A 23,027-nucleotide genomic window follows, 5' to 3' on the forward strand; every position below is an offset into this window, starting at 1 on the left:
AAAAATTCATTTTCACACAAATGAGACAGACAAAATTAGAAAAATAAAGATGCCAAAAGATTCTTCATTACTTCATCCCCTCAATTTTTAAAAGTTCCTGAAAATCTTTCCGACCTTTAGCAGTTTCACTTGGATATCGCTTTGTCCTCCCGACTGCAACAGGTAAAGATTTTCCGACAAAGAGTTGATCAATTTCATCATCAAATAGAATCCGCTCTTTCGTATTATGAAGTTGTGCCTGAAAGATTTTCCAATCTAAATCGGTTTCTGCATATACCTCGTCAACAAAAGTTGTTCCCAACGAAGCCAAAACCTCATACGGGTGCAATTCCTCGTAAGTCATTTGCGGATTTTCATAGAAGGCTGTCCATTGGTTCTGTATGGCGCGGGCCAAGTAGCGATAGGCTGCCCTTTTTTCGGGGCTGTCGGGAATTTCCGCATCTATCAGAGAATCCAAGTCGTCCCGGACGCCATTCCCATCCTTGTCTTCTCCAAGAATTTTAATTCTTGCCGAATCAATCGTCACAACGTTGTCGTAACACTCATCCGTCATGGACAAGAATAGTTTGTCTGTACTTTCAAAAACAGGGCTTGAAGAAAACGAATAATCCAGCTGGTGTTCCCACGGGAACCAATACCGATAATGCAAACCAAACACGATGCCGGATGTATTCGGGAAATAACTGTTCGGGGCGATGAACGCTCCCTGTTTCAACCAAAAATGGATTTGATACGTGGTGTCGGTCAAGGTATCGACTTTAAAATTCAAATCGGGCAAATACCAGTCATGTTCAAACACAAACTCCTTGTTCGCGTGGAACCTGTAGCAAAAGGACATGCTCCTGAGCGTGTCGGTGCCATGGTTAAACACCCTTATCCTTATCGCGTTATTGTCTAGCGAATAGGGCTGCTCATTCCTGATTTCCACCGAGAGCGGGATAACATCGGCGTTTACGGCGGCGGCGACAAATGCGCACCAAATGCAGATTGTCTTGCAAAACTCCATTTTCGACTCTCCAGTATTAGCGAAAGCGATTAAAGCTTTCATTCACAAATGAATATAACCATAAAGCACAGGCATCTCCAACGACGTACGTCCTTCTTGATGCGATTTCGGACATTCATTATAAGCCAAGGGATTTACAAAATCGCCCTCGTAAATTTATTCCACAGTCCATGCGATGCTCAATTCGGCATCGTCATAGGAATACGAAGATAATAAATAGCGACTTTGAACAGGTTTTGAAAAACTATTTTGCAAAACTCTCTAGATGCGTCCTCATATCGACGCCTCCTTTTTTTTCTATATTTTCCCTTAAAAAGGAGCACACATGATCGGTTCTATCATCGGCGATTCTGTCGGATCCATTTACGAATTTGAAAACATTAAAACCAAGGATTTCGAATTTTTCGGATTAGGCATAGAACCCACGGACGACAGCATTTTGACTTTCGCGACGGCGGACTGGATTATGCGCGGGGGCGAAGTGTGGAAATACTACGTGGCTTACGCGAGCAAGTACGATTGTCCGGTTGGCGGATACGGCGGCGGTTTCACCAGGTATGTCATCGACGCCCGCGCTACGGGACAAGGCAAGCCTTACAACAGCTGCGGAAACGGCTCTGCCATGCGAGTGGGGCCCGTGGGTTGGGCATTCAACACTAAAGAAGAAGTTCTTGCCAAGGCGAAGGAATCCGCGGAATGCACTCACAACCATCCGGAAGGCATCAAAGGCGCGCAGGCGGTAGCCCTCGCCATTCTAATGGCTAGACAAGGCACGACCAAAGAAGAGTTGAAGCGCATGATGGAAGACGACTTCTGCTACGACATGAATTTCACCATCGATTCCCTGCGCCCCGTTTATAGTTGGGAATATCCGGGTGCGGCACTTTGCCAAGGAACCGTACCGCAGGCCGTCTGCGCCGTTCTGGAAGCGGAAAATTTCGAAGACGCCATTCGGAATGCGGTCTCCCTCGGAGGCGACAGCGATACCCTCGCTTGCATTGCCGGAAGCATTGCAGAACCTCTCTTTGGAGTCCCGCAAGGATTTGAACGAACCGCCCATCGGCTGCTCGAAAAATACTACCCTAAATTCATCGACATCTGCGCACAATTCGAAGAAAAATTCGGCAAGAAAATCCTCTAAAGCAAGCCATTTTAAAAACATTATGTCCCAAATCCAAGAAAACGCCGATTCCAAAAAACTCACGACCTTCCGAGCCGGCGGAAGCATACGCTATTTTGCCGTGGCGGAATCCGTGGAAGAAATTCCGGAGCTTCAAAAATTCGCCAAAGAAAAAGGCGTTCCTTTTTTCCTGCTCGGTTTCGGTTCCAACGTGCTTGTTTCGGATTCCGGTTTCGACGGGCTGATCGTCAAGCTCGGCAAAAATTTTTCACATTTTAAATTCGACAAAGAAAGGCTCAGCGTCAAGGCGGCGACACCCCTCTCCCTGATTGCGCGCACGAGCGCCACTCTCGGCCTTTCGGGAATGCACCTGCTCGCCGGCATTCCGGGAAGCATCGGCGGAGCGGTCACTATGAACGCAGGAGCCTACGGCCAAGAAATCGGCCAGACTTTGGATAGCGTCGAATTTCTGGACGAAGACGGCAAAATCAAAACCTTTTCTCGCGAGGAATGCGGATTCGCTTACCGCAAGTCCTCATTTCAAAATTCGCCCAAAATCATTCTCGGAGCGACGTTCAAACTTTCGCAGGGCGATTCCGCAGAACTGCTTGCCGAGCAAAAAAGGATTCTCGCCGAACGCCAGGCCAAGCAGCCTCTCGAATTTCCCAGCGCGGGTTCCGTGTTCAAAAGAAACGGTTCCCACTTTCCCGGCGCACTCGTCGAACAGGCGGGGTTCAAAGGATTCACTCTGGGCGGCGCACAAATTTCGACAAAGCACGCCAACTTCATCATCAATATCGGGAATGCAACTGCGCAACAGATTTACGACCTTTCGGAAATCGCCAAAGAAAAAGTTTTCAAGGCTAGCGGCGTCAATCTGGAACGGGAAATCATTTTCCTCGGAAGATTCTAGCAGGAAGCCCCCGAGCCTTCACTTCAAAATATCCCGGATATTACTATCTTTGGCGCATGCTCAATGTTTCTAATGTCAGTTTACAGTATGGAAGCCGTGTACTTTTCAAGGAAGTCAATCTTTCTTTCCGCAAGGGAAATTGCTACGGCATCATCGGCGCAAACGGCGCGGGAAAATCCACATTCCTAAAAATCCTCTCCGGCGAACTCGAACCGAATACGGGCGACGTCTCGCACGACGCAAATGAACGCATCGCCGTTTTAAAGCAGGACCACTTTGCCTACGAAGAATTTACCGTTCTGGACACGGTGATGATGGGTTACCCGGAGCTCTACAAAATCGGGAAACGCCGGGACGAACTTTACGCCAAAGCCGAAATGACCGAAAAAGAAGGCATGGAAGCGATTGATCTGGAAACGAAATTCGGGGAAATGGGCGGATACGAAGCGGAATCTTCGGCGGGAACCCTTTTGAAAGGCCTGGAAATTCCCGAAGAATCGCATACCAAATTGATGAAGGAACTGGACGGCAACGAAAAAATCCGGGTTCTTCTGGCGCAGGCGCTTTTCGGCAATCCCGACATCCTTTTGCTCGACGAACCGACGAACCACCTGGACTTGGAATGCGTCAGCTGGCTCGAAGATTATTTGGAACGTTTTGAAAACACCGTCATCGTCGTTTCACACGACCGGCATTTTTTGAACACGGTCTGCACGAACATCTGCGACATCGACTACGGTCGCATCAATTTGTACGCGGGCAACTATGAATTCTGGTACGAAGCCAGCCAGCTCGCCCAAAAGCAGCGCAAGGACCAGAACCGCCGCGCCGAAGAAAAAATAGCGGAACTCAAAGCGTTCATCCAGCGCTTTGCCTCGAACGCATCCAAAGCCAAGCAGGCGACAAGCCGCAAAAAGCTCCTCGACAAAATGACCGTCGAAGAAATGCCCGCATCAAGCCGCAAATTCCCGTGGGTCAGCTTTAAAATGGACCGCGAACCGGGAAAAATCGTCCTCGAAGTCAAGGACTTGACCATTACCGCCGGCGACGGCACCCAGCTCGAGCACCTGAATTTTTCTCTCGGCGGCAGCGACAAAGTCGCCCTGGTCGGCGATTACGGCGTTTTGAAAACCGCATTCCTGGAAGCCATCCAGGATGAAGAAAACATCAAGTCGGGCAAAGTCAAATGGGGAACGACCATTTCCACAAGCTACTTTCCCAAGAACAACGACGCTTTCTTTACCGAAGAGCTTTCCCTTGTGGATTGGCTCCGGCAATTCAGCAAGGAACAGGACGAAACGTTCATTCGCGGATTCCTCGGACGGATGCTTTTTACCGGCGAAGAAGCGCTCAAGTCGGCGAAGGTGCTTTCCGGCGGCGAAAAAGTCCGCTGCATGCTCAGCAAAATGATGCTTTCCAACGCCAATATGCTTATGCTCGACGAACCGACGGCGCATCTGGATTTGGAATCCATCACGGCACTCAACAACGGGCTCAAAGCCTACAAAGGCCCGATTCTTTTCTGCACCGAAGACCACGAATTTGCGGAAACCCTCGCCGACCGCGTTCTGGAACTCACGCCCACGGGCTATCTCGACAGGGCAATAACCTTCGACGAATGGTTCGCCAGCAGGAAAAAGAAAAAATAACGGAAGAACTAAAAATCTAAAAGAAGCGGCCCTTTGCCGCTTTTTTCATTTCTGTCGGGGCAGGCATCTGAAGAACGGAACGGAAAGCTTTGACTTCCATCATTTTTCAAAATTTTAGAAGAAGCTTATCATCCTTTTGGCAATGTCAGCCAGCTGCCAAATTTGTCATCCCATTCCATTGGCTCCATCGGTTCAAAACCACTAAAATGAGAAAAAGTCAATTCACCAAAATACACTTTTCCACCCATATCGTAAAAATCCGCCCGACAATGGGGAAACTTCGAAGTCAATTTTGACGCAAGGAGTTTCATCTCTTCAAATCCTGCCGGCCGCTTTATTTCTCTTTCCTCATTATTAGGATAATGCTGTTTCATTGGCAAATGGTTAAATTCGGGGTCAAAGAAATCAAACTTGGTTTGATGAATTTCTCTATCCGTAGCAACAAACAAAGCCTTCACCGCGCCATTAAAGCAGAAAAATTTATAATCCTTCAAGCCTTTACCGGGTTCGTCCTCCATATATTCCTCAGCAATAATTCTTGGCTTTACATTCTTATATGGCCACTCACGCCAAGTATAGTAATAGTTGCGCTGCAGGCACTGGTTGATTTTTTTCTTCGCCGCTTCGATGTCCAGCTTGGATTTGTCCTTGCAGATGACCAGCCCGCCCGAGTCGTGGGTGCATTTGAGTACGAACTGGTTCGGCAGCTTGTCAAAGTCGATTTCGTCGAAAGAATCCCACGCGCCGAGAAGCGGAATCAGATATTTTTCGCCAATCGTTTCGGCGATATATTTGCGCACTTCGTACTTGTCCACCAGTTGCGTGTATAGGGGGTTCCGATCGTGCAATTTCAGCCACTGGATTTTTTCATTGAAAGTCTTTGGATTTTTCAAATCCGGCCAGCGGCCGATTTTCTCTTTAAAGCATAATTTCAAATACAAGGAATCGGGCATCCAACGTAAAAAGCCTCTACGTCTCAAAATGGAGAAAATCTTGATCGGGTTCAAAATCAAATGTCTTATTTTCATTCAAAAGCCTTCCTACAGATGGAAATTCAATCTAGCAATTTGCGAGGATGATTTTTCCAAGGCCGCCCCTAAACATTGCTTTGATAATGCTTCGATACGCTCAACAACCGTGGTTCGACAAGCGATTGCTGCCCTTCGGCAGACTCAGGGACCGCCAGCTTGTCAAACTAGCCGAAGCACACCAACCCGCGTCAAGGGAGAAGTGCTGAATGGTCAGATGGGCAATTCGGACTGACAACAAGCCACTCCAATGCAACTCGATTTTTGAAAATGAATAAATCCAACGTCATTACGCCAAAGAAATTTTTCTCCATTGCATGAAACAAACCGAGCAAAAAGCTCGCCATCCCTTGCTTCGCTTCATTTCGGATTCCTTTTGAACGCACGTCTCCATAACAAATTATACGGCCTTCCCGGCTGCGCACAAAATACGCAATAAAAATTCCTACAACTTTTTCGACAACTTGCAACAGGGCTTTGCGAATTTTCGGCTTCCATCGTTGAACATTCTACAAAAAATCGAGCCCGTCATAAAAACAGATCGGGGGGGGTATCGCGTTAAAGGATTCCTTGGGGACATTTTTCGGAAATTTTGAAATTTCTTGATTTACCGTTCAAAAATTAAAGTAATTTTACAAATAACTCTAAAAGGTTCTAAAATAAGGTTCTCTATGGATATTCAAAACATGACGACGATGACTCAAGACCAAATGAACTCCCTATGGAATTTCAACTGCCACGACCCCTTTTCCATTTTGGGAATTCACGCTCTGGAAACGGACCGCGGTCTTAAAACGGTAATCCGCGTGTACCTGCCCGGAGCCGCAGCCATCCGCGGCGAATCCGCAGAACCCGAAATTCTCTATGGCGCAGTGAATGCCGAAGAACCCGTAGTCGAAGTCAAGGCAAGCAAAAAAACCACAAGTAAAAAGAACGCCAAAGCGGCACCTAAAGCGACCAAAACCAAAACGGCCAAAACCAGCAAAGCAAAATCGCCGCGCGCTTCAAAAACCAAAACCGCGCAGGACGACGCCAAAAAACTCGTTTTCGACTTTTTGAAAATCGGCGATTCGGGATTTTTTGAAGCCGTTCTCGACATGGAATTTCAGCCGTTCTTTTACAGGCTGCATATCACCCTCGATAACGGCATCCAGTATTCCGTCATCGACCCTTACGCCTTCCTTCCCGTCCTGACCGATTTCGATTGCCACCTGATCAAAAACGGAACCCATTACGAACTGTATAAAAAACTCGGAGCGAACATCGTCCGTCATCAGGGATTTAGCGGAGTCCAGTTTGCCGTTTGGGCCCCGAATGCCAAAAGCGTTTCCGTTGTCGGCAATTTCAACAGCTGGGACGGTCGGCGCCACCCGATGCGCATGATTGGGGATTCCGGCGTTTGGGAAATTTTTATTCCGGAACTCGGTGAGAACGAACTTTACCGTTTTGAAATCCACGCCCAGGACGGTCGCCTTTTGACAAAGTCCGACCCGTTCGCCAAATGGAGCGAAATGCGACCTGCGACGGCAAGCGTGACAACGCACCTCGACGGTTACAAGTGGGACGACAAGCTCTACATGGACACGCATTATGCGACCCGCGTTTTTGGCAGCCCCATGAACATCTACGAAGTGCACGCCGGTTCCTGGCAGCGCGACCCGTCCAATCCGGACCGGTTCCTTTCGTGGAACGAACTCGCCGACAGGCTGATCCCCTACCTGAAGGAAATGGGATATACGCACGTCGAATTTTTGCCCATTATGGAACATCCGCTCGACGAATCCTGGGGTTATCAGGTGACGGGCTACTACTCGCCGACCAGCCGTTTCGGCTCTCCAGATGAATTCCGTCGCTTTGTGGACATTTGCCACCAGAACGAAATCGGCGTGATTCTGGACTGGGTTCCCGCCCACTTCCCCAAAGATTCCTATGCGCTCGGGCGTTTTGACGGCACAGCCTGTTACGAGCACGCCGACCCGCGCCAAGGCGAACATCCGGACTGGGGAACGTATATTTTCAACCTGGGCCGCAAGGAAGTATCCAACTTTTTAATTGCCAACGCCATGTATTGGCTGCGCGAATTCCACTGCGACGGTTTGCGCGTCGATGCGGTCGCGAGCATGCTCTACCTGGACTACGGCAAAAAAGACGGCGAATGGGTCCCGAATAAGGACGGCGGCAACATCAACTACGACACTCTGGAATTTCTCAAGCACCTGAACAGCATCATGGGACGTCTTGCCCCCCATGCGATTCTCATCGCCGAAGAATCCACGAGTTTCCCGTGCATCACAAGGCCCCCCGAACGCGGCGGCCTCGGTTTCCATTACAAGTGGAACATGGGCTGGATGAACGACTTCCTCTCTTACATGAAGCACGAACCCGTCCACCGCAAATACCACCACAATCTGATTACCTTCAGCATGGTTTACGCCTATTCCGAAAATTTCATTCTGGTGCTCAGCCACGACGAAGTCGTGCACGGCAAAGGTTCCATGCTCGGCAAAATGCCTGGAGACAACTGGCAGAAATTCGCCAACCTGCGTCTCGCCTACGCTTACCAATTCGCCCATCCCGGCAAAAAGCTCAATTTCATGGGCAACGATTTCGGGCAATTCCGCGAATGGAACGAAAAGCAGTCCTTGGACTGGCACTTGACTTCTTGGGAAACCCACGGCAAACTGCATCAGATGTTCAAAACGCTTTCGCACATTTACAAATCGGAAAGCCCATTTTGGGAAGTCGATCATGCGCCCGAAGGATTTGAATGGATTTCCTGCGATGACGCGGACAATTCCATCGTTTCCTTTATCCGTCGCGATGCGCACGGCGCCACCATTCTCTGCGCATTTAACTTCACGCCGGTTCCCAGAACGCCTTACCGCATCGGCCTTCCGATTCGCGGACATTGGCAAGAGATTTTCAATTCGGATTCCGAAATGTGGGGCGGCGGAAACATCGGCAACGCCGGAGAGATTCACTCCGAAGAAACGCCCTGGCAAAATCGCCCGTTCAGCGCGAACATCCAGTTGCCACCTCTCGGAGCCGTCTTCTTCAAATTCATCGGCGAATAATTCCGCAAAAAAAATGCAAAGGACAGGCGCGAACCTGTCCTTTTTTGTGCAGAGAGAAAGAACTACTTGGATTGCGCCCGAGGCCTGAATTTTACGCGGACTGCGGACACACCAGAAGAAACCGAAGCCGGAAGATTCAAAAAGGTCGTTCCCGCCGAAACCTGCCGTGCAAAACGGAATCGGCATTTCCCATTCAAATCAAAAACCTGCATTTGCAAGAAGCCCGATTCCGGAGCGTAAACAAAGCCTTCCGCAAGATGCACCCGTACCTTTTCCGCAGAAAAAATTCCCGGAGTCAAGCGCAACGGTTCGTCTTCTCCCGTAGAATCCGCAGCGGCATTGGGGGAAACGAGCATTTCCACTTTGCCCGCATATTCCGAGCCGTCATTTCCCCGAACAACGTATTGAAAAGACATCAGTCCAGATGCCTTTTTATCCGCGGTAAAAATCGCCGAATGGCCGTCATCCGCCAGCACGACGGCAGCATTTTCTGGAGCCTTTATGGAATAAACCGGAGCAACGCTCTGGAATCCAGAAGTCCATTGCCGCAAATCCACACGAGTTTCCTCCCCCGCTTTCGCCGTCGCATGAGGCGCGCCCAAATAATTGATGTACTTCTCGATATGGGCATATCCGTCATCGCCGATAACCATCGCATCGTCTTTATCCTTATCGCTCCCGAACGCCTCTTCAAAATAGTCGGGCATTCCGTCGTTATCGCTGTCGAGCGGTTTTTCTCCTCCCAGGATTTCTCCGTAGCCGTTGTTAGAAAGTCCCGTTTGTTCCTGGCTCGTATAAAGAACGCCCGCACTCCCGAGACTGTTGATTTGCGACCAAACCAACGAATCGATATCGTCGTAAGGAAGCGCGCCCGATTGCGAAGTCACCAGCCGCCAAGCGGTTTCTGCGCTATAGACGGGATTCGCCGTTGTATGTTCGGACCAGGGTTCACTCAAAACCGTCCCCTCTCCCTGATACCAGTAAGGAGTCGTCTCTCCGCCATTTAAAATTCCATCCCGGTCCGTATCGATTTTGTTTCCGCTGTAATAAATCGACTGATTTTTATCCACCTGATACCAGGCGTTTTTTCCTTTGGGACCATAGACAAAATAATTGTTCACAATATCGTGCTTGAAATTCGTACTCGTGTGCGTCGTATAGCCCGCTTCAAAATTATAGAGGATGTTGTTCACAAAAACATCGTTCACTTTATCGAGCGGATTCCGGTTGTGCGTATTGGCGAAAGCGTTGTAATACCAGGACCAGTTGCTATTCACCGATTCCACGTGTGCGCCGAATTGCTGGTAAATCGGATTGGCAATCAAGCAGCTTTGGATAGTCACATCCGTCACGGGATAATTCTGCCAGTCGTCGCTCACGCCGCCGATATTGTTCCATGGCGCAAATTCAATGGACACATGGTCGAGAATCACGTTTCGCGCATTGTAAAGATTGATGCCGACGTCCTTTGTCGAAGCCGTTTCGCTCCCCGGACGGATGCGGATATAGCGGACAATCACGTTTTTTTGCTTGCCCATGGAAAGCTTTCCGCCCCGAAATCCGATTCCCTCGCCCGGTGCTGTCTGCCCGGCAATCGTTATGTCGCTCGCGATGGAAACCGCGCTTTTGAGCTGGATATAGCCGCCCACATCAAAGACCACAATGCGATTGCTTTTGCTGACCGCATCCCGGAACGAACCTTCGCCCGAATCGTTCAAATTGGTCACATGATAGACGCTGCCGTTTCTGCCGCCAGTCGCATTCGCCCCAAAGCCGAGAGCCTCTGGAAAAGCCAGCGGTGCCGCCCAAAGAGAATGCGCAAAACCGGCGCAAACAAATGCAAAACCTATTTTTTCAAAAGACATCTGTAATCCTTTCCCAAAAATTCTGTTCAAAAATATTGTTATCCGCTAAACTTTAATTCATGAATTCATAATCCCCAAAACGTCCCGTTTTCAAGGAAAACGGGACTTGTTTCAAAATACGAGCCCCCCCTCAGTTCAGTTGGGACAGGAATGACTGCTGTGATTGCGGTGGAGCGAGTCCACCGACGTATGCATCCCTTACAGCCTTTATTGGAGATTCCAGGAGTTTGTACAGGTCTACGTAGTAGGTTGCACACTGGCGTATCAGCAGAACCGTGCTGGAGAAACTCAGCTTCCTTTTTGTCTGCGCACGAACAATGGCTGTCAGCAGGTTAGCTATCATTACTATCCAGATCTGTATCCGGATCGCATTCTCGCTGTCTCCGTAAAAGAAATGAAGCGGAAAATTCTGCTTGAGACTGCGGTAGAAGGTTTCTATCTGCCAGCGTCTTCGATAAATTTCGACTATTTCCTTGGCAGGAAGTTCATTGTTGTTCGTAAGCAGCCGCCATGTCTTTCCCGTCTCCTCGACATAATGTTCGACTATGCGGGCCCTGTGAACTCGCTCCTTCTTGCGGGAGACAAAATGAAATTGGACATTCTCGTCCCGAAGTATGTTGTCTGAAACGGGGTTGTCCGACACATGGTCGTACTTGAGGTTCTTCTTCATCCTGGTCACGTAGGTCGTTTTCTTTTTGGAGAAGCTCTCGAACAACTTGTAGTCGATGTATGCCCTGTCTATAGCAAGAAATGATTCCGAGGGAAGCTTGACTTTCTTGAGTTCAGTGCTGTCATGTTTCGCTGCCGGGGTCACGATGACGAACTCCGGCGCTCCAGACGAATCCTTCATCACGGTGTGCGCCTTGACTCCGCCCTTCTTCTTGCCCAGCTTCGGGTTCCTGCCGGCACCCTTCATCACGTCGGTGAAGAGGGAGACAGTCGTCGAGTCCATGACATAAAGCCTTTTGGACCAAAAATAGTCCCGGCTGTCCGCTAAACAGTGCTCGTACTTCTTGTGCAACTCATGGTAGAGCCGTTCAAATATCGCGGCCGGTCTCCGTCCGTTCGCGTCAGCGAATGTGCTTCTTTTGGGGATCTCCGTAAGTCCGGCGTGGACTAGCCGTCTCGATTCCGCTTCGAGCCCCAGCAAGATTTGATTGATGGACTTGTACTGCTCCATGACGGAAAACAAGAGCACAAGCAAATGCTGGTACGCATCGAACTTCTTGACATAGCGTTCCCCGCCGTTCTGTCTAGATAGGGACAGGACAAGGTTCTTGGGAATAAGCTTCATTATCTGGGAAAATACCGGCTGTCCGCTAAAGTTGCTATCTTTCATACTGCTTTTGGTTCCTTTTATTTGTGGTTATTTAAAACGATACCAAAAGTGACGGCTCTCGATTATCGGGAACCGTCTTTTTTTATAAGGCGGATTTTCGTCGCTAACGCGACTTAGGTTTGTAGTTTAACTTGCGTATAAATATACTCTAAAGGGGTCATAAAGTCAAGCCTTTTTCGAGGCCTGTTGTTCAGTTTATCCTGTATCCAGCGAACTTTCCGGGGAGAGATTCCCTTGAACGACTCCTTCTTGGGAAGATATTGGCGTATTAGACCGTTCATGTTCTCGTTGGCACCGCGCTCCCAGGAGTGGTACGGGTTCGCAAAGTAGTAATCCGCCTTCATAGCTTTCGCTATTTCTGCGTGACAGGCGAACTCCTTCCCGTTGTCCGAAGTGATTGTGAGAATCTTGACTTCGAACGTTTTCTCAAAGTCCTTCAGCGCCCTCACAAGCGTTCTCTTCAGGTCTTTCGCGTTCTTCGTCGGAAGATACCTTATCAGGCTGTAATTCGTCATCCTGTCGTTGATCGTGAGCAGGTTCGCGTCATGGTCCGCGCTGTTTATCAGGTCTATCTCGATGTCGCCTACGCGTGATTTCTCGTCCACGATTGCCGGACGTTCCTCGATGGGCACGCGGCCTACAATCTGGCCTCTCTTGTCCTTCTTCTCCCCGCGCTTACGGTATGGTTTCTTGCCGTGCCGCAAGTGCTTCTTCAGGTCCTCGTCCTTGTTCACATGCCTGTATATCGTGGCGACGCTAGGGACACCCATCCCATCGAGTTTCGCGCGTCCGTTCACCTGTTCGGGAGAGTAGTCTTCCTTGATTTTCCCGTCCACGATTTTCCAGTCGTCCTCGTCGTAGTCGTAATGCAGGTGACTTGTCGCGGCAAGGAGGTCTGCCCGTTCCTGCGACTTGACCGGGTCGTAATGCTGGCGGCCGCCGCCCCTGTTTAGTTCCCTGTAGATTGTGGATTTGTGGACCTTCAGCTGCAAGGCTATGTTTTTCGGGGGATCTTTGCCGCATTGAGCGCTCGTATTTCGTATCTTTGTGCTTGGTTGAGACTCACCGCCATGTCCTTTTTTGGTAGAATCGGCAAGGTAGAAAAGTTTCGGCCAGGTTCCCCAGGGGCTAGCCCTAGGGAACTTTTTTTCTTCCCGATTCAACCTATATCAGTCGCATTGACGGTGAAAATTCGCGCATTCAAAAAACATATATTTACCCTATATGGAATCACCTCGGCAGATAATCAACCAATTCTTATCGAATCATTTTAGTTCCGAAGATCTGAAAGGAGAACTTTTCCGAGCGGCGGAAGCAGCGGAACAAGTCGGAATGACTTACATGGAAGCCACCTTCCAGCTGGGAGACCATGCCAAAGAAGAAGGACTTTCGGAAGAAGAATCGGACGCGATTATCCGACGGGCTTACGCTGCGGAAAAGCGTTCCCGCGAACGGGAGCCGGCGCCACAAGCCCCTCAACAGGCGGCTTCAGCTGCACAGCCCTCTACGCAGGCGATGCCCGCCATTGCCGCAACAGGAGTCGCTCAACCCATCATTGCAGGTTCCATTTCCCTGGAACAGGTTCTCGCTATGGGACTTGATGCCAAAGCGCTGGAACTGTTGCAAAATCACAGAATTGATCCCGAAGCGCTGAATATCCCGTGGCCGACGCCGGATTGGCGAATGGATTTTCTCAAGCTGCTGGACGCCCTGTTCAAACCGGACGAATCCGTCGAATACAAGATGTCCAACACGCCCAAAGCAGAAACGAACACGGTCGCAAGCATTTTGGAGCAATCAAACGGCATCAAGAAAACCATGAAAGCCCTTGACGGACCGGACGGGGCACTCGTTTCCATCAATGCAGTCAAAAGCTCTTCGGAAGAAGACGAGTCTTTCCGCTATCGCTACGCCGTGGTCGATAACCCCCAGATAAGCCTTGCCAAACAGCTCGCCTACTACAAGGCACTCAATTTGCCCTGTGCCGCTCTGGTCAATACGGGAGCCAATTCCGTGCAGGCGTGGATAAAAATCCATGCCAAGAACCGGGCCGAATACGACGAGCGGGTCGAATACCTGTTCAAGACTTTGGAAGAGCAGGGCTTTGATGTCGAAAACCGAATTCCCAACCCAGCGCAAATGGTCCGATTGCCCGGAGTTCTCCGAAACGGAAAACAGCAATATCTTATCGGGCTGAATCAAGGTGCGCAGACTTTCGAAGCGTGGCAGACCTGGGTCGAATTCTGTCTCGATGGCAAACCCCTTATCGAACTGGCGAGCGACAACGACGACGCTCCCAAAAAAGAAAAGCTCTTCGTCGATAATGCTTTGCAGGCCGGCGAATTCATGCTGCTTTCAGCGCCTCCCAAATCCGGGAAATCTTTCGCCTTGCTGGATCTAGCCCTTTCGCTCTCCTACGGCGACGACTGGCTCGGCCATTCCACACACAAAACGGACGTTCTGCTGGTAAACTTCAACCATTCGCGTTCCACCGTACTCGGGCGGCTTTTTGCCGTCGCCGCTTCCCGCGGACTTTCCGCATCCATTCCCGAAATCGGCTTCCTGAATCTGCGCGGACAAGCGCTTTCCCCGCTGGAAATGGCACAGTGCATCGCCAAAAGAGTCAAAGGGGCGAAAAAACTCGAACTGCACGACTACGGCGTCATCATCATCGATTCCCTGTCGGCCATTTTGCACAACCCCAAAGCCGTGCGTAACAATATCCCACCCGAACAGGCTTTGCTCCTTTTAGCGGAAACTCTTATCGCCCTGACAGGCTCCGCAGTAATTGCCGCAGTCAATCCGAAAGAATTCCCGCAACTCGAAGCCCATGCGGATTCCCTCATTTCCCTGTCGCCCATCGACTCCCACCCGAATATGTTCTGCATCCGCGGGAATTTCCGGAACTTCCCCCCGTCTCCCGCCCAGGATTGCAGCTGGCACTACCCTCGTTTCATCATTTAACCGACTTCATTTATGCAAAGAAAAAAAATGGAAAACCGCGGAACATGGAACCGCACTTCCCCAAAGCCCGGTCCCAAGGACGCCGCCCCCAAAATCGTGGGTCCCATTCCCCCGGATCTGGAGGGGAAAAAAGCCTATCTGGAAAACTGGGTTAAAGAAAACCGCATTCCCGGGAAAATTCAAAGCTGGTTTACCCAGCCATCCAAAGCGGAGACCAGCGACTGGAGAATACACTCCCAAATGCTCTCCAAGACAAACCGCGTCCTTTCCATCGAAGGCCCTTACAAAGGGGCCAAGCCCCCGAAAATCGTCCTCGACATCGATGCGCAGATTCGCAAGCCGCACCTCTCCAAATTCCGCAAATCCGTTCTGCAAATCTGGTTTCGTGCGACAGGGGACGGGCGTTACGGACTTGCCGTCCAGACCATCCTGCATTCGGCGGAAGCGACCCGCGAATTCAAAACCTTCATGAATTACCTGAAGCACGAGCATTCGAGCGACATCCTCTGCTGCCACCAGATCCAGATTCGCCCCGTTCAAGCGTTTGATCCCGCACACCCATCGCCGGATTCGCAAATCGAATTGCACAAAGGCTTCGGGAACGAATTTTTGCCCATCGCCGGAACAGGACAAATGTTCCACATCGCCGATTGGACTCCCCGTGCCAAAGAACCATGGCTGGCGCTGCCCAAGCGGATTCGCGAAGCCATCCACCCCTCAAAAGAAGACAAATTTTTAGAATGCCATGCGGGCCCCGCCTATATCGCCGAAGCGCTCTCTCCCTATTTTTCGGCATCCTATGCGGTCGATCAACGGAACATTCCCCGCCAAGTGCCCCACGTTCGCATGATCCGTTCCACCGTCGAAAAAGATTTCTTTGAAAAATTCTTCGCGGGCAAAGGAAAGGAAGGCAAATGGACCATCTACCTGGATCCTCCCAACGGAAAAAGCCTAGGAGCCCTCGTTTCCAAAATGGCAGCCTGTCGCCCGGAACGCATTTTATTGAATTCTTCCAATTTGTCCGTCGCCACTACCGAAATCAAAAAATTTCGCAATGAAGGCTACATGCTCCGCAAAATCATTCCGCTGGATTTGGAACCCGGCAGCAATACATTCCAGACCCTTTTCCTGTTCGTTCCCGATCGGGCGGGACTTCTCGGTCGCAAAACGCCGCATCCCGGCAAAGTGATCAAGCGCATCGAAAAGCCGGCCACCGACATGTCAAACGCTGCGGAAACAATCCGTTTCACACAAAAGCGGCGCAAATGATTTTTTTCACCACTTGAAATAGTTTAAATTGATAAGTATGAGGCTGATAAAATACATTTCCGTTACCCTCGCCCTTGCCGCTCTCGCCGCAAGCGCCTATTTCGTTAAAGAAGGCGATACCCTTTGGGATATTTCCGACGAATACCTGAACGATCCGTTCGCATGGCCAGATCTTTGGGAAAACAACAAGCACATTCAAGACCCGCACTGGATTTATCCCGGCGACTCCATCTATCTGGGAAGTGCGCCCGATACATCCGTCAAGCCAGAGCCAAAAAAGCCGTCTGCACCTTGCGCCACGGCCGCTCCCGACTCCACGCTTCCCAAAGGCGTTTCCATTCCCAGCGGTTGCCTTGGCGACGAAAACAACAACTTTGCCAAAAAACTGGGCAAGCTGGCAAACGATTCCAGCCATCAAAAACAAAAACGCCCCGCCCGAAAGGGAACGTCCTATTTTTATTCGCAGCGAGCGCAACCGAAACTCTTTAACGGCTACTACCAGATTTTAGCTCCCGTCGTCACCCATCCGGACAGCCTGAAAGCCGACCCGGACTGGTTCACCATCCGCAGCGGAGAAAAGCGGGAGCCGCTCGTTCACACGGTCGAAAAGGAAGTGGTCGTCGGAATCGGCATGAATACGCCGCAAAAGGCCAAAGTGGGCGACATGGTCGAAATCTGGGACGCACGTCGTGTGGATTTGCCCAAGACCAAAATCCGTGCCAAAGAAGATGGGGCGATTCTCCGCTTTGCCGGACTCGCTCGGATTACCGATGTCGGCGATACTCTTTCCCGGGCGATTATCATCCAGACCATGCGCGAAATCAAAATGGAATACGCCAAAGCCCGCTTGCAAAAGCCCTTTGCACCGATCAATGTCAACGGCTACTCGCGCATCCAATCCGTGGCGGTCAAAGATATGGCTCTCATCCGCTTTACCTTGGGAAAGAATCTGGTCGTCGGCCCCTATGAATACGTCCTCATCGACCAGGGATCCGACAACGGCTATTCCCTCGGGGACGGCGTCGCCATTTGGGAAAGGGACCGTTCCGACTCGCTCATTCCTCCGCGTCTGCTTGCCCGTGGACTCGTGACCAGCCTCAACAAAGAGAATGCCATCATCCTCATCCGCGAGTCCTATTACAGTGACCGCCGGATTGAATTTGGCAATCTCGTTTCGATAACCCATAAGGTCCAGCTGGCAAAATGAAATTCAGGATCGTCATTGTCGCCTTATGGATTTTTGCCCTCCTTATCGCGGGACAATTATTCATGACGGTCCTTTTTACAATAAGCCCGTCCACAGCCGACGCCCTGGCGCAAACCCTCGGACAAAACAAACTTTCGCAGCTGGTTCAAATTTTTTACTGACCAAGGCAAACGGTGAATCTTCCGAAGAACAATCGCATTTTCATCGTGCTTTTTTTCTGCGGGATTATCATTCCGACAGCGATTTTGGCCTTTCTCAGTTTTCGCAACGTCCAAAGCGAACTGCTCTTGACGGAAAAGAACTTTGAAAATGCACAAAACACATTTTTAAAGCAGACGGTCCAAATTGTCCAGAATGAGCAGAAAGAAGTTCTGAAAGAAACCAAAAACGCCTCTCAATTTTTATACGAGCAGCCACAAAAGCTTTTGGAATTTGGCAATGCAGCCTCCTTTAAAAAGGTTCAGGGAGTCAAGGCGATTTTTCTATTCAACGAAAACAGGCTGGTTTTTCCGAGCATTTCTTTCCACAGCAAAACGACGGAAGCCATTCCCACGACCATTCCCGGAAACATCGAAAAGGAACTGCTCCGGGGAGAAATTTCTGGACGCGGTCCCGACAAGATTGCCTACGCCCGCTCCGCGGTCCTGATGCGCGCGCCCCTGATATCCCGGCAAGACAACATTTTAAATCTTTTGGGACTTTTACGTTTGCATTACAAACAAAAGGACTTTGACGCATCCCTTCAAATTATCGACATCTTAGAACAATATCCCCATGCCAACGGCTATCTGCTGACGGACCTCCACGAATCCCTGCACCTGCTCAAATTTGAAATTTTTGTAGAGCAGAAAAAACACCAACAGGCGGAAAACTACTGTCTGCAACTCTTTTCGCAATTTTTAGAAGGCCGGTCCCTACAGAACATCAGCAAGGCGAAATATTTTTTCGACAATGCCTTAAGCCGGATTCTTTCCTTTGAAGATCTTTCCCAAAAAAAACGGGACGCCTTTTGGAATCTGCGAGAGAATCTGAATCGCCAGCTGGAACACGCCGAAATTTTTACTCTGCACAAAGAATTTCTGCAAAAATTTTCCGAAGAACAGTTCCCCGCCAAAGACGGAATATTCTACAAACAGGATGCCGACCAGCTTTTTTTCCGCATGGCATATCCGTGGCTGTCCGGCGATCAGGTCGTCATCGGAATGCTGGACCGCGACGCCTACCGCAAACGCATCTGCGAAAAGCTTTCCGAAGTTTCCCGCGAATGGAAAAACATTTCCTACGCGATTACCGACAGCAGGGATTCCACGATTTTCGGCCAGCCTCTCGATTCCCTCACCGTCATTTCCAAACAAATTCTCCTTGGCGAAGGACTCGGCTGGACTCTCACCCTCTACAATCGCAACTCGCAAGAAATTTACAGCGAAGCGCAGCACAAGATTTTCCTTCTTTCGGGACTTGTCGCCTTCTCGCTCTTGACGGTTCTTCTCGGTTCCTTCTTCATCCTCAAATCCATTTCCCAGGAACGCAAACTGATTTCCATGAAAACCAATTTCCTTTCATCGGTTTCCCACGAACTGAAAACGCCCTTGACCTCCATTAAAATGTTCGCCGAAATGATTTCCAACGGGCGCGTTCAAAAAATCGAAAAATGCCAGGAATACAGCCGTTTTATCGGCAAGGAATCGACTCGGCTCGAAAATCTGATCGCCGCCATCCTCAACTACACCCGCATGGAATCGGGAAAGCAAGTCTTCCATTGGGAAAAACTGGATCTGTCGGCGTGCGTTGAAAAAGTTTACGAATCCATTTTGGACATTGCGGACAATCGGGGAATCACCCTGACCAAAGAACTCGCTCCCGGCGCATTTGTCATGGGAGACTTCGCTTCGCTCTACAGCATGGCGCAAAGCCTTATCGAAAATGCGATAAAATACACCAACCCTCCGGGAAAAGTGCATATCCAGACCCGCATGGAAAATGAAAAAATCCTATTTTCTGTAATGGATACCGGAATTGGCATCGCTTCTTCCGAGCAAAAAAACATTTTTAACGACTTCTACCGCGTCGGCGACGAAATGACCCGCAGCACCAAAGGCTCCGGCCTGGGACTTGCGATTGTGAAACGCGTGGCAGAAGCACACAAAGCGAGCGTTTCCGTACAAAGTCATCCCGGCAAGGGTTCCACTTTTACGGTAAAGCTCAAAAAGGCGGATTAAAATATGGAAAACACCAGAATACTCATCGTCGAAGACGAAGAAATCATCCGAATCGGATTGAAAGACAATTTTGAATTGGAAAACTATATCGTCGAAACGGCAGGCGACGGCGACGAAGCGATTCAAAAAGCGGATTCCTTTTTGCCGCACCTGGTCATTCTCGACTTGATGATTCCCAAGAAAAGCGGTTTTGAAGTCTGCCGCTACATCCGAAAAAAGCATCCGGACACATTCATCATTATGCTGACCGCCAAAACCGAAGAATCTTCTAAAGTGACGGGACTGGAAATGGGAGCCGACGACTATGTGACAAAACCTTTTTCCATTTTAGAACTGCTCGCCCGAGCCAAAGCTTTTCTCCGTCGAGGACCCCGTACCGGCGGCACCGTCGTTCCACAGGCAGAGCCTTCCTCTCAAGACATCATTGAATTTAACGGCATCCGAATCAACTTCAAAAGATTCGAAGCGACCAAAAACGATATGCCGTTTGAAATGTCCGCCCGCGAATTTCAAATTCTTCAATATTTTTGGAGCAAACGCGGTGAAGTCGTCTGGCGCGAAGACCTGCTTCAAGATATCTGGGGATACACTCCCGAAAATATGCCTTCCACCCGAACGATCGACAACCATATTGTGAATCTTCGCAAAAAAATCGAAACCGATCCGACAAACCCCAAAATCATCCTATCCATCCGCGGCGCCGGTTACAAATTAGACGTCTGATCGGCCAAGAAATGCGCACCCATCTTTTGAAAAAAATAGTCCTCGCGATACTTTTCTCTATCGTCTCCGTTTTCGCATCCCGCATGTATAAGGAACTTCGGGAAGCTGTCTATCAGTTTGAAATCAAAGGCAACTTTATGGATGCGCAGGATCAACTTTCCCGCATATCCCTGGAAGGCGATGAAGAAGACCGCAGCAACGCTTTTTTTCTTTTGGGCAAAATCCAGGAAGTGACCGAAAATCCGCAAAACGCCGCGTTCTATTACAGACAAGCGTTGATAAATCCCCAGTCTTCGGAGCACGCCTATTTTCTAGCGAGCCGCATCGCCGCACTGGATTCCTCGCCGGAGCGCATCGTCCTGAGCCGCACCCGCTTCCCCGTTTCCATCCGAAAGACTTTTGAAAATTCCTCGCCCTCCATTCTTCTCGCCAACAACCAGCTCTACACCCTGCACGAAGAAAAACTCGTCGCTGTCCCCACCTCCATTCCCAGCGAATCCAAAATTTTCGCCATTTCGTCTCAAGGAATCTGGTTTTCCTCCCTTGCCGAAAACACGCTCCAGTTCCAACCGAAAAACACCAAACAGGCCATTCACATTTTCACATTCGACTCAAAAATTCTGGATGTTTTGCCCGTTTCCAACCAGAGCGCCATGGTCACGACCGAAAAAAATTTCGCCTACGTCTTCAACGAAGGAATCCGATTCTCTATCGAAAACCGTTACCGCGGCTGCACTCCCGTCGGCATATATGAAGCCCAAAACGAGCTTGTCCTCAACTGCCAAGACAACGCGCTGCATTTGATCGACGCCGAAACGGGCTCCGAAATGCAGACGCTCTCCCTGATGGATCCGATTCAGCATACCCTGCTCACCGAGGACGGCATCTATGTGGCTTCCGCAAATTCCATTCGCCTTTACCGCCCGCAGAACGCTCTCAGTTTCCAATGGGAAAGCAAGTGCAACCCGATAGAAAGCATGACCTTTTTCGGAAATCGCATAGCGGTTTTGGAAACCGGGGGAAACCTCAAACTGCTCGATCCGCACACCGGCAACGAAACGAACTCGACCCAAATAGATGGCGAAATTCTTTTTGAAACCGCCCAGGGAGCTTTGGGAATTTTTTCCCAAGAAGGCGCACTAACCGTCGTCAATGAAGAGCTGCAACCGCTGTGGGAATACCACTTTGGCAAGCCCCTTTCTGCGAAGCCATTCAAAAATCAAGGTCGAATCTATTTGCCCTTCGACAATCAGGAAATCATCACGATTACCGCTCTGCACTATGGGAAAAAACCGATTCTTTCCCAGCAATTCGCATCGCTCGCTTTTTCGGAAATGCACAACGGGGATTGGACAAACGCCAAAGCGCACATCGATTCGGCAATAGCACTGGAACCGGGAAATCCGACCGTCAATTATTTGCAGGCCGTTTATCTGGAACAAATCGGGGCAGACGAAAATACCCGGGCAAACGCTTGGGCGAACACCGTCCGCTATTCATTCGGCAATGCCAAAGATTCCCCCAAAATTCTGGATCATTTTGCCAAGATCATCGGCGCCCATTACGTCCATTTTCTGCCGCTCTCCCCGCGCACTCCTTACCCGAACCTCTTTAGCGCAGGCCATAATCTTTACACGGTGGATCCCGCAGCGCAGCAGCTTTTCGCTATCGACCCCGCAACGGGAACCATCCGCTGGAAAAAAGATCTCGGCTTTCTGGAAACCAGTCCCGTTTTCGCCAACAATTCTTCCAGCTTGGCATTGGCCAGCGGATTCCGCATCCAGATTCTGGACTTGCAGCACAACGGCAAAATGCGCTACAGCGACCTGCCCGGAAAACCTTTCCAGATTCAATTTTGGGACAATTCCATTTTCGTCTCCACCTGGAACGGCTACTTTGTCAAACTTCTCGCCCCCAATTACAGCATCGCCTGGGCGAGAAAACTTTTCAACCTTCCCTTCCATTTCGACATTTCGACATCTTCCATCGCCGTCTCCAGCCTAGAGGGAAGTTTCGGATTTGTAAATGCGGCAACAGGTCAAAACATCGATGAAATGCTGGAAATCGGAGCCAACGTTTCCTCAATGGAACTTTCGGACACCCTGGTGGCCATCGCTTCCGAACAAAACGAAATCTACGTGTTCTCCCCTCATCAAAAAAAGCCGACGCACACGATTCAAACCGACTCACCCATCCTCTCCCTCCACTGGGCGGTCGTCGGCAACACACCCTATCTTTTGACCATGACGGCCAGCCAAAAAATTCACCTCTATGGACTCACTTCCAAGACGCCGCTATGGACTTACGCCGGGCAAGGCTCCGTCTATTCTTCGCCGGTGATAAACGGGAACAGCCTTTATATTGATCAAAAAACGCATATCGCCAAAATATCGCTTGCCAAAGGGATTCTGGAAAAATCTTTCAGCACTCCCGGCGGAGCTGGAACCCCCTTTATCTTGGACAATACCCTTTTCTGTCCTTCGCCTAAAAGGCTGCTTTACGCATTTCCACTGAAATAACGGGCGTTTAACACCGATGCCGATTTGCAACGGAAAAATGTTCTTTAAAAATTTTTATCATAATAATCTTTTTTTTACTTAAAAATTTGCGACAAACTTGTTCGGATTCTGTAAATTTAGAATAGATTGTAT

16 protein-coding genes are annotated in these 23,027 nt (G+C 49.8%); 10 read left to right on the forward strand and 6 right to left on the reverse strand.

Translation table 11 applies throughout. From position 1 onward, the window contains the following. Nucleotides 1-67: 67 nt before the first annotated feature. Nucleotides 68-1,006 (reverse strand): hypothetical protein, encoded by a 939-nt coding sequence (locus tag BGX14_RS01890; protein ID WP_143159453.1) that lies wholly within the window; start codon nucleotides 1,004-1,006, stop codon nucleotides 68-70. 325 nt (nucleotides 1,007-1,331) lie between these two features. Here BGX14_RS01890 and BGX14_RS01895 point away from each other — a divergent pair, with 325 nt between their 5' ends. Genes BGX14_RS01895 through BGX14_RS01905 form a run of 3 tightly spaced genes read left to right on the forward strand, consistent with a single transcriptional unit; the run spans nucleotide 1,332 to nucleotide 4,688 of the window. Next, a complete protein-coding gene (locus tag BGX14_RS01895) occupies nucleotides 1,332-2,147 on the forward strand; it encodes an ADP-ribosylglycohydrolase family protein (protein WP_073305307.1) in 816 nt (271 codons plus the stop codon). Beyond that, nucleotides 2,050-3,039 (forward strand): UDP-N-acetylmuramate dehydrogenase, encoded by a 990-nt coding sequence (murB, locus tag BGX14_RS01900; RefSeq protein ID WP_255404469.1) that lies wholly within the window; start codon nucleotides 2,050-2,052, stop codon nucleotides 3,037-3,039. The genes BGX14_RS01895 and murB overlap by 98 nt, the downstream gene beginning before the upstream one ends. A 56-nt stretch (nucleotides 3,040-3,095) precedes the next feature. After that, nucleotides 3,096-4,688 (forward strand): ABC-F family ATP-binding cassette domain-containing protein, encoded by a 1,593-nt coding sequence (locus BGX14_RS01905; RefSeq protein ID WP_073305304.1) that lies wholly within the window; start codon nucleotides 3,096-3,098, stop codon nucleotides 4,686-4,688. A 128-nt stretch (nucleotides 4,689-4,816) separates the two neighbouring features. Here BGX14_RS01905 and BGX14_RS01910 read toward each other — a convergent pair whose 3' ends face one another. Both BGX14_RS01910 and BGX14_RS01915 read right to left on the reverse strand, forming a co-directional pair. Continuing rightward, complete coding sequence (locus BGX14_RS01910) at nucleotides 4,817-5,716, reverse strand: ATP-grasp fold amidoligase family protein (protein WP_095878898.1); 900 nt, start codon at nucleotides 5,714-5,716, stop codon at nucleotides 4,817-4,819. A gap of 191 nt (nucleotides 5,717-5,907) precedes the next feature. Beyond that, nucleotides 5,908-6,186, reverse strand: coding sequence for a hypothetical protein (locus tag BGX14_RS01915; RefSeq protein WP_095878899.1), 279 nt, complete (start codon nucleotides 6,184-6,186; stop codon nucleotides 5,908-5,910). Nucleotides 6,187-6,387: 201 nt separating this feature from the next. Between BGX14_RS01915 and glgB the strand changes: the two genes are divergently transcribed. Beyond that, a complete protein-coding gene (gene glgB, locus BGX14_RS01920) occupies nucleotides 6,388-8,790 on the forward strand; it encodes a 1,4-alpha-glucan branching protein GlgB (RefSeq protein WP_233126370.1) in 2,403 nt (800 codons plus the stop codon). A 62-nt stretch (nucleotides 8,791-8,852) separates the two neighbouring features. On the opposite strand, the gene BGX14_RS01925 is transcribed toward glgB, so the two are convergent. The 3 genes from BGX14_RS01925 to BGX14_RS01935 form a co-directional block, all read right to left on the reverse strand. Continuing rightward, on the reverse strand, nucleotides 8,853-10,655 hold the full coding sequence (locus BGX14_RS01925) for a hypothetical protein (protein WP_095878900.1): 1,803 nt from the start codon (nucleotides 10,653-10,655) through the stop codon (nucleotides 8,853-8,855). Nucleotides 10,656-10,785: 130 nt separating this feature from the next. Next, nucleotides 10,786-11,994, reverse strand: a complete 1,209-nt coding sequence (locus BGX14_RS01930) for an IS4 family transposase (RefSeq protein WP_095878730.1) — start codon at nucleotides 11,992-11,994, stop codon at nucleotides 10,786-10,788. Between the two features lie 113 nt (nucleotides 11,995-12,107). Next, nucleotides 12,108-12,986, reverse strand: coding sequence for an IS30 family transposase (locus BGX14_RS01935; RefSeq protein ID WP_095879463.1), 879 nt, complete (start codon nucleotides 12,984-12,986; stop codon nucleotides 12,108-12,110). 232 nt (nucleotides 12,987-13,218) lie between these two features. Between BGX14_RS01935 and BGX14_RS01940 the strand changes: the two genes are divergently transcribed. From BGX14_RS01940 to BGX14_RS01965, 6 genes are all read left to right on the forward strand, one after another. Further along, nucleotides 13,219-14,958 (forward strand): AAA family ATPase, encoded by a 1,740-nt coding sequence (locus BGX14_RS01940; protein WP_095878902.1) that lies wholly within the window; start codon nucleotides 13,219-13,221, stop codon nucleotides 14,956-14,958. A gap of 12 nt (nucleotides 14,959-14,970) precedes the next feature. After that, nucleotides 14,971-16,227 (forward strand): hypothetical protein, encoded by a 1,257-nt coding sequence (locus BGX14_RS01945; RefSeq protein ID WP_095878903.1) that lies wholly within the window; start codon nucleotides 14,971-14,973, stop codon nucleotides 16,225-16,227. 37 nt (nucleotides 16,228-16,264) lie between these two features. Continuing rightward, nucleotides 16,265-17,434 (forward strand): LysM peptidoglycan-binding domain-containing protein, encoded by a 1,170-nt coding sequence (locus tag BGX14_RS01950; protein WP_095878904.1) that lies wholly within the window; start codon nucleotides 16,265-16,267, stop codon nucleotides 17,432-17,434. 206 nt (nucleotides 17,435-17,640) lie between these two features. Further along, nucleotides 17,641-19,653: a cell wall metabolism sensor histidine kinase WalK gene (locus tag BGX14_RS01955; RefSeq protein ID WP_233126371.1), complete on the forward strand. Its 2,013-nt coding sequence runs from the start codon at nucleotides 17,641-17,643 to the stop codon at nucleotides 19,651-19,653. 3 nt (nucleotides 19,654-19,656) lie between these two features. Further along, a complete protein-coding gene (locus BGX14_RS01960) occupies nucleotides 19,657-20,376 on the forward strand; it encodes a response regulator transcription factor (RefSeq protein ID WP_073301999.1) in 720 nt (239 codons plus the stop codon). Nucleotides 20,377-20,459: 83 nt separating this feature from the next. Continuing rightward, on the forward strand, nucleotides 20,460-22,895 hold the full coding sequence (locus BGX14_RS01965) for a PQQ-binding-like beta-propeller repeat protein (RefSeq protein ID WP_095878905.1): 2,436 nt from the start codon (nucleotides 20,460-20,462) through the stop codon (nucleotides 22,893-22,895). Nucleotides 22,896-23,027: the final 132 nt, after the last annotated feature.

Origin of the sequence: Fibrobacter sp. UWS1 (assembly GCF_002300445.1) — a bacterium.
GTDB lineage: Bacteria > Fibrobacterota > Fibrobacteria > Fibrobacterales > Fibrobacteraceae > Hallerella > Hallerella intestinalis.

Excerpts from the sequence above, each read along its gene's own strand:
- BGX14_RS01950 (WP_095878904.1), top strand. The coding sequence starts at position 16,265 with ATGAGGCTGATAAAATACATTTCCGTTACCCTCGCCCTTGCCGCTCTC.
- BGX14_RS01945 (WP_095878903.1), top strand. The coding sequence starts at position 14,971 with ATGCAAAGAAAAAAAATGGAAAACCGCGGAACATGGAACCGCACTTCC.
- BGX14_RS01905 (WP_073305304.1), top strand. The coding sequence starts at position 3,096 with ATGCTCAATGTTTCTAATGTCAGTTTACAGTATGGAAGCCGTGTACTT.
- BGX14_RS01930 (WP_095878730.1), bottom strand. The coding sequence starts at position 11,994 with ATGAAAGATAGCAACTTTAGCGGACAGCCGGTATTTTCCCAGATAATG.
- BGX14_RS01965 (WP_095878905.1), top strand. The coding sequence starts at position 20,460 with ATGTATAAGGAACTTCGGGAAGCTGTCTATCAGTTTGAAATCAAAGGC.
- BGX14_RS01895 (WP_073305307.1), top strand. The coding sequence starts at position 1,332 with ATGATCGGTTCTATCATCGGCGATTCTGTCGGATCCATTTACGAATTT.
- BGX14_RS01960 (WP_073301999.1), top strand. The coding sequence starts at position 19,657 with ATGGAAAACACCAGAATACTCATCGTCGAAGACGAAGAAATCATCCGA.
- BGX14_RS01940 (WP_095878902.1), top strand. The coding sequence starts at position 13,219 with ATGGAATCACCTCGGCAGATAATCAACCAATTCTTATCGAATCATTTT.
- glgB (WP_233126370.1), top strand. The coding sequence starts at position 6,388 with ATGGATATTCAAAACATGACGACGATGACTCAAGACCAAATGAACTCC.
- BGX14_RS01890 (WP_143159453.1), bottom strand. The coding sequence starts at position 1,006 with ATGGAGTTTTGCAAGACAATCTGCATTTGGTGCGCATTTGTCGCCGCC.
- BGX14_RS01925 (WP_095878900.1), bottom strand. The coding sequence starts at position 10,655 with ATGTCTTTTGAAAAAATAGGTTTTGCATTTGTTTGCGCCGGTTTTGCG.
- BGX14_RS01910 (WP_095878898.1), bottom strand. The coding sequence starts at position 5,716 with ATGAAAATAAGACATTTGATTTTGAACCCGATCAAGATTTTCTCCATT.